This window comes from Alteromonas sp. P256, from assembly GCF_036864455.1.
Taxonomy (GTDB): domain Bacteria; phylum Pseudomonadota; class Gammaproteobacteria; order Enterobacterales; family Alteromonadaceae; genus Alteromonas.
This window is the reverse complement of record NZ_JAZETM010000006.1, coordinates 249,668-262,296: the sequence shown is the minus strand read 5'-3', so window position 1 is coordinate 262,296 and position 12,629 is coordinate 249,668. Positions and strand designations below refer to the sequence as shown.

The following is a 12,629-nucleotide window of genomic DNA, read 5'->3' as shown; positions in this document are numbered from 1 at the left end:
TATGATAAAAAATGTGCCTACCTCGCTTTACTACACACTTATCGTCTCCCTTGGGGGCTTTATATTTGGCTTTGACGCTAGTGTAATATCTGGCGCCATTGGCTTTATTGACGTTGAATTTGGCTTAAGCGACTGGCAACAGGGCTTTGTTGTAAGCTCTCCTACCCTTGGCGCATTGTTTGCCATGCTGTTTGCAGGCGCAATAAGCGACGCTATCGGTAGACGTAAATCACTTATTATTGTTGCACTACTGTATTTTATCTCGGCCATTTGCTCAGCATTGGCACCAAACTATGTGCTGTTGGTTGTTGCTCGCTTAATTGGCGGTATTGCGTTTTGCTCGTTAATTATTGCACCGGTCTATATTTCTGAAATTAGCGCAGCTAAACACCGAGGCAAAATGGTGTCGGTGAACCAACTGAATATCGTGCTTGGCTTCGCCTTGTCCTACTTCAGTAACTATTATTTCTTGCAGCTCAGCAATAGTGAATTGACATGGGTACAAGAGCTTGGCATTGATACCCATACTTGGCGCTACATGCTAGGTCTTGAAACCCTTCCCGCTGCGCTCTGGTTTACCCTGCTTTTCTTTGTACCTAAAAGTCCTCGCTGGCTCATGCTGAAAGGAAAAACCGACGAAGCCAAGCAGTCAATATCAACGCTTTTCGACCCATGTGAAGCAAAAATGCAGCTTGATGAAATTTACTCATCGCTGTCAGAAAAGAGCTGGTCATTAAAAGAACGTCTTAGCTCTCTCACCGTTAAATCGATGCGCTATCCATTGTTTATTGGTATTACCATCGCCATTGCTCAACAAATTACCGGCATCAACGTCATTTTCTTTTACGCCCCCACTATTTTTGAACAAAGTGGTGTGGGTACCGACGCCGCATTTATGCAAGCGGTTTGGATTGGCCTGGTGAACGTCGCTTTTACCGTGGTTGCCATGTTAACCATCGATAAATGGGGCAGAAAGCCGCTGCTTGTTATTGGCCTTTGCGGTGTTGCTATTAGCATGACGGTATGTGCCTACGGCTTTAAACAGGCAGTGTATGAAATTGACAGCAGCGATATTGCAGCAATTCAGCAAACAGACCAGCAGCTTGCTGCCAAGCTCACAGAGATAAAAGATGTGGTGTACTACTCAGATGTCACCTTTAAACAGAGTCTGCAAGCTACACTGACTACCGCTCAATATGACACCCACCAGCAGAATATACTCAACAGCAGTATTACTATGAACGCGCCCTTAGTGCTATTTGGCATTATTGCCTTCGTGGCGTCTTTTGCTGTATCTCTTGGCCCTGTAATGTGGGCCATGCTAGCGGAGATATTCCCTAATCAAACCCGGGCTATTGCCATATCTCTTGTGGGCGTGATTAATTCACTCACCAGCTTTTTAGTACAGCTTATTTTTCCATGGGAATTAATGAATTTAGGCGCTGCGGCGACCTTTTTCTCCTACGGTATTTTTGCCCTAATAAGCTTAGTATTGGTCGTTAAATACTTCCCTGAAACTAAGGGGAAAACCTTAGAGCAAATTACCGCGTCGTTTGAGGTTAGATAAAACTAAACGCTAATTACGTGGCCGCCAAAAAAGCAAACCAATTTACGCCAACTGGCGCTTGTGCAACCCTATGTTTTCTACATTTGCTTCTTCTAACACCACGTGCTTATCAATAGACAGCGCAGTGGGCAACACATGAGAAGCCACGATAACTAATTTACTTTGCGCCTCTCTTTCAAGTAATTTGCAAACTAGCCCTTGGGTTTTACTATCAAGGCCTTCAAATGGCTCATCAACCATTAACACGATTGGCTCGGCTAACACGGCTCGCGCTAAAGCAAGCCGTTTTCGCTCACCGCCAGATAGTTGCCTGCCCGACTTTCCAACCCAATTTGTTAAAGGTAAAAGCGTGTCCAAGCCCAATGCTGATAATAATTCACACATGCCTTTTTGCGAAATATCACACCCTGCGGGGTCTAAATTCATTTGAATGCTGCCAGATAAAATAATGGGGTCTTGCTCTACATATAGCCAACGCTTTACCAAGCCCTCGGGTAAGGCGTGACCATCCACTTTTCGCTTACCGTTAGCCGTAGTGGGTAATAAGCCGGCTATTGCCTGCAAAAGAGATGACTTCCCGCAGCCAGACGCACCGTTTATCGCTACCACACCCTTTGCAGGTAGGTTAACGGTTACTGGCACAGTACTGCGACCTTTCGCCGCAAAATGCGTAAGCTGTAAAGACGTTAACACCGGTTTTTCTGCCAAATGCCGTATAGGCGATGTGCTCAAGCTATCTAACGCGTTGCCGCTCTGTTGATGTTGCGCGGCATTTGCTACCGCATTAAAGCTAGCCGACGCCCAATCTGGCGCGGCTAATAGCACCATGGGCACAATAAGCGCGATGGGAGCAAAAACGGCGACCTCTGCAAGCGGCAATACTCCGGCCATCAACAACAACGTAAGTACAAAGGCGGCACCTTGGAATATCCACACTGTTTGTATTGTCTTTCTCTTTTGCTGAAGCTGCTGCTGCCATACAGGCGCCGCGCTTGGGGCATTTTCAACATTCTTCTTGCTATTCAAATGCCAAATAGAACTTGCCGCCAAAAAGTGTGAGGAAGCACGTCTAAATGCGCTCGTTGCTTCTGTGTTTTCACGCGCTATCGCTAACGCACTTAGCCATTGAAGGGTAAGCAGAATAATCCATGCGCAGTACAAAATAACGAGATAGATAGCACCGGGAAGGCTCGTCCATAACGCAGTTATACACGTCACACTAAAAATAAATAGAACGCTGGATAAGGGGGAAATCCACTCTATCCATTTGCTAGCAAGCACTTCGGTGTGCTGCGCTAATGCTTCCGTTGACGATGCTTTGTCGTCTAATTGGCAGTTATGTAGCTGTGAAAAAACATCCATTCTTACGGCTGCTATTCGACCTAACAGATCCTTATGCCCAACCCACATACTGGCATATCCCGATGCTATACGAAGCAGCGCCAAACCACGAATGACCACGGCGGGAATGACGTAGTTAAACCCTATTGGTGCAATTGCGCTGATGGCGATAAACCATGAGGATATCACCAAAATACTGAGCCCGGCGGTAGCGTGAAGCACAGCAAGTACTAGGGTTATGTAGGCAGATCTGCTTTCATTATTCATTTTACGGCTCTTTCTTTTCAGCATGACTCAACGGAATTTTATCAATAACCTGTTGGTGCTCGATGTGCCAGAAACCAGAAAACCAATTGGCTGGCAGCGCTTTATGTGAAGCCCATATCACTGTTTTATCCTGAGTTAGTCGGTAGATAAGTTGCGCTATTCGATGGTGCTGCTCATCGGGAAGGTGTGCTGTGGGCTCATCGAGTAACCATAATGGGCGATCGCGTAGTAGGGCTCTCGCTATACTTAAACGCTGCGCCTCGCCACCTGAAAGTAGTGGGTAGTCGGTCATTAGGGTATCTAAACCAAAGGGTAGCTGCTTAAGCCAATTGGACAGCTCAACTTTTTCTAACATCGCTAGTAGCTGCTGGTCTGTGTATCGGTCGTATAAACACAAGTTGTCTCTTACGCTGCTAGGCAAAATAACAGGGTGCTGAGTTAACCATATTGACGGCCACTGACAGCGATGTGTTGCACGGCGCTGACCTGCCAATGCTTCTAAAAGCAGGGTTTTGCCGCTTCCTGAACGACCGCTAAGTAAAATGCAGTCGCCTTTATTAAGCGTCAGGGTTTGCGCACTGACTATGGCGCTCTTGCCTTGCCCTGCATCTGCTATCTCATCAAATACCGCGAATTCTTCTGCAAAAAATCGATTGGCACTTTCACCATGCACTGAAGTGGTTTGCGTTGCGTCCACTGCAACACCTTTCGTTTCGATATCACAAAGGCAACTCGCCAAAATTGGTTTAAGTGCTTCCATTGCAGATTCGGCCTGTGCTTTTTGGTGATAGATTTGTCCTAACCTTTTCATTTCACTTAGCAGTAGAGGAACAACAAGTAGAATCCACAGGCCCTGTTGCAAAGTAATTTCAGGTCCAACATTTAGCTCATTAAGCAGTGTAAAACCGATGAATACCGCGACTAGCGCCACAGATAAGGTGGCAAAAAAATCCAGTACACTGTTTGATAAAAACGCAACGCTCACCACTTTCATGGTGCGTGAGTTTAAAGTGTCACTTGCCTCTTTGAGTAAATCGGTTTGCTTTTCGTGAGCTTCAAAGGTGGACAACATAGGCAGTGCGGCCAGTCTATCTGTAAACATACTGCCAAGACGCGACAGTGCTATAAAGTGTTTCTGATGAAGTGCAGCTGCCCCTTTGCCTACAATGATCATAAACAAAGGCACCACCGGCAAAGTGACTAGCAGTCCTGCGCCGATAACCGGATTCACAACAAATATTACCGCCAGCGCTAGTAGCGGTACTATTACTGCGATGGCTTGCTGCACGCTATATTCTACTGCCCAGTCAGTTACGTCGTGCAATTGCTTTTGCCATACTGACTGCCAGTAAAACACCGTTTGCTGTCGAACCAATGCGTGCTGACGATTGGCAAAAACCGCCGTTAGGACTCGCTCTAGCTTTGCCAATGTATTGGTTTTAGTGTCTATAGACTTGTGGTTAAACACCCCTTGCAGTAGCCAGGCAAACAGTAAAGCGAAGCCCAAACCGATGATATGAGAGTGTGTTCCATGAGCCATGTTAACTACCCAGCTATGGGCGATATGAGAGAAAAAATAAAATCCAATGATCAAAGAAAAAAGCGACAAACACTTGATGACGACCAGACGTGTCTGTGATGTACGCATACCAAGCTTATGCGCCTCATCAAGCTGCCTACACCAGGAAGTCAGTGTTTGTCGGTTGGGAACCTTTTCTTTAGTCACTGTTTGCTCGTTTAATATTATTGTGTGTGTTTGACGTTATTTAAAAGCACGCGTAAAAGCTAATTCAAAAATAGGTGCAGCCACCTTCACCATTGTGTAAGTGGCTGCGCCTGCTTTCTCCAAACTAGCTAGGTTGTTGCGAACGACAATTCTGCAGTTTAAAACAGGGTTAGTCTGCGTCTTCAGGCCGGTCCATATTCTCTGTCGACTCCAACCACATGGCATTAATAATGCCAAACGAACACGCTAGCAAAACACCCAATATCCAAGCGAAATACCACATAATCGTCTCCTTAATAAATAGTATGAGATTGGTCTAGGTCGTCGTTTTTAATGCGACCGCGCATGACATAAAAGCTGTACGCTGTGTAACTCAGCACAATGGGAACAAAGATGCATGCGACGATAAACATCACGTTTAACGTAAGGTGACTTGAGGTAGCATCCCAAACGGTCAGGCTTGCATTCGGCATGGTGATACTAGGCATTAAAAAAGGAAACATAGACACACCAGCAGTCAAGATGACACCCGCAATGAAAAGCGCACTCGATACAAAAGCCATACCTCCTTTGCCCTTTTTAGAGAAAAACGCACAGGCAAGGCCAGCAACAACACCCAACACGGGAGCTATAATGGTTAGCGGATAATCGCGGTAGTTGTTTAACCAGGCTCCAGCTTCCACTGCCACCTCTTTTTTTAGCGGGTTTGATGTGGCTAACGTATCAACGGCAGAGGTAATCACAAAGCCGTCTAAGAACGCTACCCAAATACCCGCAAGAACGAACAGCACAACCCCAACTAAACTCAACACAATAGAGACGGCGCGCGCACGAACCTCAATAAACCCATCGGTTTTCATTTGCAGCCACGTAGCGCCGTGATTCAGCAGTATGGCTACTGACAATAAGCCAGCCACAAGTGCAAAAGGCGTAAGCAAGCCAAAGAAAGACCCGGTGTAGGTTGAACGCAAGGTGTTGTCCATCTCAAAAGGCACACCTAACAACAGGTTTCCAAAGGCGACACCGAAGATAAGTGAAGGGATAACGCCACCGGCAAATAACGCCCAATCCCACGCTTTTCTCCACTGAGGGTTAGGTAACTTACTGCGGTAATCAAACCCAATAGGGCGCATCCAAAGTGCAATCAATGTGAGCGCGAGGGCGAGATAAAAGCCCGAAAAGGCTGTTGCGTAAATCATGGGCCAAGCGGCAAAAATAGCGCCCCCAGCAGTGATAAACCATACCTGATTGCCATCCCAATGAGGGCCTATGGTGTTGATCATAACGCGGCGCTCTTTATCGTTTTTACCGATGAGGGTGAGTAGCGCACCCACGCCTAAATCGAAACCATCGGTAACCGCAAAGCCAATAAGCAACACGCCCACTAAGCACCACCACACCACACGAAGCATCTCGTAATCAATCATGCTTTTGCTCCTTCATTGTCGATATCAATTAGCTCGAGTTCAGATTCACTCTGCGTTTCTTCAGGTGGTACTGGGCCTTTTTTGGCAAACTTCTTCATTAGGTAAAAAGCGATGATAAACATGACAGTATAAAACGCGGTGTAGGCAACCATAGTGGTCACAACATCACTGACAGCAAGATTAGATACAGAGGCATGCACGGGTAATATTTCTGCAATTGACCATGGCTGACGTCCATATTCGGCCACAAACCACCCTGCTTCACTGGCTACCCAAGGTAGAGGCAAGCTAAACAAAGACGCTTTCAACAGCCAGCGGGGCTGAGTAATTCGGTGTTTCGTGCTGTAGTAAAAGGCACAGATAAACAGCGCTAACATGATAAAACCAGACGCCACCATTAACCGGAAACTCCAGAACAGCGGAGCGACAGGCGGAATACTGTAGTCCACAGCTTGTTGCAACGCTAAGTCAGACGGATTGGTTACATCGTTAGCGTAAGGCTCTAACAGCATGGCATAGCCTAAACTGTCTTTGTGCGTTTCAAACGTGGCGAGTTCTTGCTCCGTTGCCGTGCCGCTTCGCACGCTATCAAGCAATTCATAAGCTTTGATGCCCTCTAAAATGCGCGCTCGATTCTGTTCTTTGAGATCTTTTATCCCTGTGACTTCTTCGGTGAGAGAGCGAGTGGCAATAATGCCCATAGCCCACGGGATTTGAATTGCATATTCAGTCTCTTGCTTTTCGTCGTTAGGCAATCCAAATACAGTAAAGGGAGCAGGCGCTGGGTGCGTCTCATACTCAGCTTCAACCGCCGCAAGTTTTACTTTTTGCACATCGCCAAGTTCATACCCGCTTTCATCACCTAATACGATAACCGACAGAGTTGCTGCTAAGCCAAAGCTGGCGGCAATAGCAAACGAGCGGCGAGCAAATGCAATATGCTTGTGATTGAGTAGGTAGTAACTAGAGATGGCCAATACAAAGATTGCGCCGGTGACGTATCCTGCTGAAACCGTATGCACAAACTTAACTTGCGCCACAGGATTGAAAATAACCTCAGCGAAGCTCGTCATTTCCATGCGCATAGCTTCAAAGTTAAACTCTGCGCCTACTGGGTACTGCATCCAGCCGTTAGCAATTAAAATCCACAGTGCAGAGAAATTTGAGCCAATGGCTACCAGCCACGTTGCCATAAGGTGTTTCACCTTAGACATTTTGTCCCAACCAAAGAAAAAGAGACCTACAAAAGTCGACTCTAGAAAAAACGCCATTAATCCTTCGATGGCAAGGGGAGCACCAAAAATATCACCCACGTAATGAGAATAATATGACCAATTCATTCCAAACTGAAATTCCATGGTAAGGCCTGTCGCCACGCCAATAGCGAAATTAATACCAAACAACTTGCCCCAAAACTGAGTCATTTGTTTGTATATTTCTTTACCGGTCATGACATAGACCGACTCCATAATGGCAAGCAAAAAGCTAAGCCCCAAGGTTAGGGGTACAAATATAAAGTGGAACATTGCGGTTAACGCAAATTGCCACCGCGATAGTTCTATTAACGTATCGCTCATGGGTCATCTCCCTCGTATCTTAGGTGCGCAGCTCGCACCTGGCATTGGTTAAAATAATTGGCTTAATGCATTTAACAGCTAGCAGCAAATCTCACCTGCTGTAAAAGCAACGAGCAAACTGATATACCGTGATAAAAATTATTGCATGGAGGAAAAGGAAGGGTTTTGATCTAACGCAAGTGACTGACGAGATCAAAAGTGCCAAATTTGACAGTTAAATGACAAATCTGACACAACATGAGCATGAATGCGGGCAACTATTCTGCTTGTGGCTTGGGTGGCAAATAGGTAAGAGAAAAGGCACCTCTTAAACTTCCAACATCAAATCCGGTGGCCTCGTCGTTGGGGTATGCGTCTTTGATGGTACGGTAAACGTCGGGCGCGATATTATTGCCATGGCACGCTGTGCATACTTGGCCAGTTTGAATAGCCTTCATATATCGCACTTCTCCTGTCTGCTCATCCACATGCATTGCTTCTAAAGGGCCTGGCAGTTTTTGTGATAGCTGCTCAGCAAAGTGAGCTAGTTGGGTTTGTTCCCAGTCATCTGCGGTATTGTTAGGATTTCGTACTTTTAATGCGGTTCTACCTACTGTCCAACCCTCGTTACTTAACGACTTTGCTATGGGCTCTGCCACCAGTTTACACTCTGCTACGCCGGCCTCTAAGCCACCGCGTTTAATTGCTTGCTGCAGCCTTGCTTTCAGCTCGCCTCCGAGGGCTTTTGCATGACCTCTGGCTTCCATGCGAATGCCTTCTAAATGGTCTGGTGAAGCCGGTTTCTGTGTTGCATTTGCCGTCCCTGAGGCCAGTATGACCGTAGTGCAAGCGAAGGCACTGATGATCACAAGCGCTTTGCGCAGAGACGTTTTTTTGCTAGTACTTATACTTGTCGCGATATTGTCAAATGAGTAGGGATTCATCTTGCCAACCTTAGGTGTTGAGTGTTTGTTAAATTCCTCAGTGTTTTCGCACTATTTCAACGTATTCCAGCGGTGAAAAGGCTGCCTTAACAGCAAAGGTTCTGCGTTTGATAAACAAGCAACGTGCCAACGTGATAGTATTTGGAATAATAAATTAGGATTAGCTAATGTACTTTGTGAGTGCGATATGAATATCTCTATTATTCAAGCCATGATTAACGCCATTGATAAGCCTGCTATTTTTATTAGCCCTAACTACGTTATTGAAGCCGTTAATAAACCGTATCGGGACACCTATCCCGTTGATATAAAATTAGGTTTCAGCACTTGCTATCACGTGTCTCATCGAAACAACAAACCATGTAATGAATGCGGTGAAACCTGTCCAATGCAGGAAAGTAAAAAAACAGGCAGGGCCGCGAATGCGGTGCACATTCACGCCACCAATGAAGGCCAAAGCTATTGCGACATCCTCATGCGGCCAATATTCGGTAGCGCGGGGGAACTATTAGGCTACCTGGAAATATTGGATAAGCTGACATTTGCGTCGAATAGCCCGTCCCCCGGTAAAATGATTGGTGAGTCTGACGCGTTTAAAGCCATGCTGAACAAAATTAACCGTGCGGCAAAATCAGATATTTGTGTACTTTTACAAGGTGAAACCGGAACGGGAAAAGAGCTTGTATCACAAGCTTTGCACTCTGCAAGTTACCGTGCCAACAAGCCTTTTGTTGTGATTGAATGCACAGGGCTGTCTGATGCGTTATTTGAAAGCGAGCTCTTTGGTTACGAAAAAGGCGCTTTCACTGGTGCGTCTTCAAGTAAAAAGGGGCTGGTTGAAGCCGCTGAGGGCGGCACATTGTTTTTTGATGAAATTGGTGACGTACCATTAGCCATGCAGGTGAAATTACTGCGCTTATTCGAAACTCAAACCTACCGCCCAGTGGGCAGCACGACTGTAAAAAAAGCGAACTTCCGACTTGTTTGTGCGTCTCACAAAAACATAAAAGCAATGGTTCAGCGTGGCGAATTTAGACAAGATCTTTATTACCGAATAGCAGGGTTTCCCATTCAGCTGCCGGCCCTGCGAGAGCGCCCTGACGACATTCCAATGTTAGCTACGCATATTTTATCGGCGCTAGCAGAGAAGAAACGCCTTCACAAAACGGTGTTAAACCGCCTTTCCACTTATTCCTTTCCCGGCAATATTAGAGAGTTAAAAAATATTATTGAGCAGGCAGCGCTGCTTGCGAATGAAACAACAATTCGTGAGCACGACCTGCCTGAATCTATTTTTGACGAAGTTACTGATAGTCCTACTGGTAGCGCTACGAATATCAGCACCGATAATACATTCAACCGTGCAATTAACGGTTTATTTGACAGCACATTTACTACACACGCTGTCGCAAATTCAGACGCACTCTTAAAAGAAGATATTATGACACTTGAGCACGCTGAAGCAGATTATCTAAAGCAGGTTTGTCGTAATTATACTGGCAGTGTAGAAGAACTCGCTGAAGCCTTAGACGTAAGCGTGAGAACACTTTATCGGAAACTCCAAAAGACAAATATCAAAATAAAAGGAGCTTTCTCTTAAGCTTATGTTTTGAACCAGCCCTAACTCAGTTTTATCATTTGCCTATAGACGGCTTCCCGCAAAAAGCGCTAGGATAATCGAAACATTTGGGGAGACGAGATCATTATTCGTTTTACGCTTACCACGCTGTTGTGCTTATCATTGCTAATGCAAAATGCATTGGCACTGGGTCTTGCTGCGTTTTCAATGCAACAGGCACAGCTTCTTGCAAGCGAAGACATAGAGCGCCCACGTTTTTTGAGCGTTTTACTTGGCTTCCACTTGGTATTACTGGCGGGCTAGCAGATGGATTTAACTATATTGGCAACCTTGATTTAGAACACGAAACTGCACGGCAATTTGAAATAGGCATCGATTACACCACGGCATCGTGGCAAATCTCACCCCGTTTATTTTATCAAGAAATAGAGAATTATATTGCCGGCTCGCCCTCTTCGAACATGGCCGCAAACATGTTTTCCACCATGATGTCTGGGCAGGCCCCCTTTATGTGGAGCAACACTGACGCAGTGATAACGGGGGCCGATGTTACTGTTTACGGACAGCTTTCGGACACGGTTTCACTCAAGTCGGTATTGAGTATACAACACGGTAATCGCGACGATATTGATGATGCTTTATTTAGAATAGCCCCTGAGCGCCTAATGACCTCATTTGACTGGGACACAGAGCTATTAAGCACCCCTGTCTTATTGGGCTTAACCTCAGAACTTGTTGGAAGACAGAGCCATACCTCAAGCTTACAGAATGAGAGAGACACAGCGGGCTATGGACTGCTGCACCTCTCTGCACAATGGCAGCTGCATCCTAAGGTTCAGCTAACTACGCAAGTGAACAATATCTTCGATAAGTTTTATGCGCCTCACACCGCTGGCGTAAATCGCGTAGCGCAAGAAGTTGTGGCCGTAGGAGAGCCTGTGCCGAACCCAGGTCGAGAGTGGCAAATTTCACTGCGGTATCAGTTTTAATCTAGCAGATTACAAAGCGCCTCACGTAAAGAGGCGCTTTGTAGAATCGCAGTGTTAAAAAAAACGGGAAATTAGCTGCTTGTTCTCTTTCTTCAAGCTATGCCAAATTTTGTAACGCCTGCCATAGCAACCTAAATGCAAGTAAGGTAATAACGGCTTTGAACAACCAATTGAAGGTTTCGTTTGGCACGCGTTTGAGCATTCGTAACCCAACAAACGTACCTAATGCGCCACTTGCAATCATGGCAACAATAACACCGCCCCACTGACCGAAAGAAAACCCCACAAAGAGAAAAACGAATGCTTTCAACGCATGTTGAATAGTCATACAGGTTGCGAGTGTTGCGGTAATACGCATTTTGTCGGCAACACTACGATGGACAAATGCAGCAACTAAAGGCCCTGTTGCACCCACAAACATTGAGATGATTGTGGTAATAAACCCTGCAATGCTGCGCCCAATGGGAGATAGTTCATGCGCTTTAGGTTTCTTTCCCCACACCATAAAAAGGATAAACCCAGAAACCGCAAACTGAATAAACACCAAAGGAAGCTGCACAACAATAAATGATGCCAAAATGCCACCTAATAAGGCACCAAAACTAAAGTACATGACGATTTGCTTATCGACATGCGTGCGGGTCATTAACGCTCTATTCCCGTTTGAGCCAAGCTGAACCAAGCCATGAACTGGAATAAGCGCAGTTAATGGCAAGGTTGAGGCTAGAATAGCTAATAGCAGAACGCCACCGCCTATTCCCAAAGATGCTGTAATCAAGGAGGTAAAAAATGAAGCCACTATAAGCAAAGTAGCGCTTAAAGTGCTCAGTGCACCACCTGCTGTTATGAGTTCATAAAAAATATTCAAACAAGGTTTCTCCTAAAAAAACCGCAACACATAACCAACATGAGGGTGATCAAATCTGCTTACTAAGGCGTTTAAAATTTGTTCAACGCAAATGGTGAAACGCCATGCCTACGCCAAGATATGTAATGAAAGCCCTTGATACTTTATTAGACGAGCACAGCACCATGCCGTCTAAGTCCATAGCGCGCCAAATTCTTAAAAACAGCGGGTTAAGCGAGGATGATATAAAGATGTGTGTGAAAAAGCGAACGCTATCACACACCTATATTTTTGAGGCATAACGACTGTGACGTTTGATAAACAGACTAGGGTGCGTTTTATCAATTAAGTTTTCTCCTATTACAAATTCAAGCAACATCCTCTTC

The 12,629-nt window shown here is 45.6% G+C and carries 11 protein-coding genes; 4 read left to right on the top strand and 7 right to left on the bottom strand.

The window, feature by feature from the left end; translation table 11 throughout:
- The first annotated feature begins 1 nt into the window (after position 1).
- Complete coding sequence (locus tag V7R39_RS11770) at positions 2-1,567, top strand: sugar porter family MFS transporter (RefSeq protein WP_334030855.1); 1,566 nt, start codon at positions 2-4, stop codon at positions 1,565-1,567.
- 42 nt (positions 1,568-1,609) lie between these two features.
- On the opposite strand, the gene V7R39_RS11765 is transcribed toward V7R39_RS11770, so the two are convergent.
- The 6 genes from V7R39_RS11765 to V7R39_RS11740 form a co-directional block, all read right to left on the bottom strand.
- Positions 1,610-3,175 (bottom strand): ATP-binding cassette domain-containing protein, encoded by a 1,566-nt coding sequence (locus V7R39_RS11765; RefSeq protein WP_334030854.1) that lies wholly within the window; start codon positions 3,173-3,175, stop codon positions 1,610-1,612.
- 1 nt (position 3,176) lies between these two features.
- A complete protein-coding gene (locus tag V7R39_RS11760; protein WP_334030852.1) occupies positions 3,177-4,715 on the bottom strand; it encodes an ATP-binding cassette domain-containing protein in 1,539 nt (512 codons plus the stop codon).
- A 355-nt stretch (positions 4,716-5,070) separates the two neighbouring features.
- Positions 5,071-5,184 carry a cytochrome bd-I oxidase subunit CydX gene (cydX, locus tag V7R39_RS11755; RefSeq protein WP_032097673.1) on the bottom strand — a complete coding sequence of 38 codons (114 nt, stop codon included), beginning with the start codon at positions 5,182-5,184 and terminating at the stop codon, positions 5,071-5,073.
- 10 nt (positions 5,185-5,194) lie between these two features.
- Positions 5,195-6,328 carry a cytochrome d ubiquinol oxidase subunit II gene (gene cydB, locus V7R39_RS11750; protein WP_334030848.1) on the bottom strand — a complete coding sequence of 378 codons (1,134 nt, stop codon included), beginning with the start codon at positions 6,326-6,328 and terminating at the stop codon, positions 5,195-5,197.
- Positions 6,325-7,905, bottom strand: a complete 1,581-nt coding sequence (locus V7R39_RS11745; RefSeq protein ID WP_334030847.1) for a cytochrome ubiquinol oxidase subunit I — start codon at positions 7,903-7,905, stop codon at positions 6,325-6,327. The genes cydB and V7R39_RS11745 overlap by 4 nt, the downstream gene beginning before the upstream one ends.
- 257 nt (positions 7,906-8,162) lie before the next feature.
- Positions 8,163-8,828 (bottom strand): Tll0287-like domain-containing protein, encoded by a 666-nt coding sequence (locus tag V7R39_RS11740; protein ID WP_334030846.1) that lies wholly within the window; start codon positions 8,826-8,828, stop codon positions 8,163-8,165.
- A gap of 211 nt (positions 8,829-9,039) precedes the next feature.
- Here V7R39_RS11740 and V7R39_RS11735 point away from each other — a divergent pair, with 211 nt between their 5' ends.
- Positions 9,040-10,428, top strand: a complete 1,389-nt coding sequence (locus V7R39_RS11735) for a sigma-54 interaction domain-containing protein (protein ID WP_334030895.1) — start codon at positions 9,040-9,042, stop codon at positions 10,426-10,428.
- Positions 10,429-10,514: 86 nt separating this feature from the next.
- Positions 10,515-11,396, top strand: a complete 882-nt coding sequence (locus V7R39_RS11730; RefSeq protein ID WP_334030844.1) for a TonB-dependent receptor — start codon at positions 10,515-10,517, stop codon at positions 11,394-11,396.
- Positions 11,397-11,493: 97 nt separating this feature from the next.
- Here the strand turns inward: V7R39_RS11730 and V7R39_RS11725 are convergent, their stop codons facing one another.
- On the bottom strand, positions 11,494-12,264 hold the full coding sequence (locus tag V7R39_RS11725) for a sulfite exporter TauE/SafE family protein (RefSeq protein ID WP_334030842.1): 771 nt from the start codon (positions 12,262-12,264) through the stop codon (positions 11,494-11,496).
- A 104-nt stretch (positions 12,265-12,368) separates the two neighbouring features.
- On the opposite strand from V7R39_RS11725, the gene V7R39_RS11720 reads away from it, so the two are divergent.
- Positions 12,369-12,545 (top strand): hypothetical protein, encoded by a 177-nt coding sequence (locus V7R39_RS11720; RefSeq protein WP_334030840.1) that lies wholly within the window; start codon positions 12,369-12,371, stop codon positions 12,543-12,545.
- The last annotated feature ends 84 nt before the right edge of the window (positions 12,546-12,629 follow it).

Bases quoted from the DNA above. Each gene is read 5' to 3' on its own strand.
- V7R39_RS11770 (WP_334030855.1), top strand. From the start codon at position 2: ATGATAAAAAATGTGCCTACCTCGCTTTACTACACACTTATCGTCTCC.
- V7R39_RS11765 (WP_334030854.1), bottom strand. From the start codon at position 3,175: ATGAATAATGAAAGCAGATCTGCCTACATAACCCTAGTACTTGCTGTG.
- V7R39_RS11760 (WP_334030852.1), bottom strand. From the start codon at position 4,715: ATGGCTCATGGAACACACTCTCATATCATCGGTTTGGGCTTCGCTTTA.
- cydX (WP_032097673.1), bottom strand. From the start codon at position 5,184: ATGTGGTATTTCGCTTGGATATTGGGTGTTTTGCTAGCGTGTTCGTTT.
- cydB (WP_334030848.1), bottom strand. From the start codon at position 6,328: ATGATTGATTACGAGATGCTTCGTGTGGTGTGGTGGTGCTTAGTGGGC.
- V7R39_RS11745 (WP_334030847.1), bottom strand. From the start codon at position 7,905: ATGAGCGATACGTTAATAGAACTATCGCGGTGGCAATTTGCGTTAACC.
- V7R39_RS11740 (WP_334030846.1), bottom strand. From the start codon at position 8,828: ATGAATCCCTACTCATTTGACAATATCGCGACAAGTATAAGTACTAGC.
- V7R39_RS11735 (WP_334030895.1), top strand. From the start codon at position 9,040: ATGATTAACGCCATTGATAAGCCTGCTATTTTTATTAGCCCTAACTAC.
- V7R39_RS11720 (WP_334030840.1), top strand. From the start codon at position 12,369: ATGCCTACGCCAAGATATGTAATGAAAGCCCTTGATACTTTATTAGAC.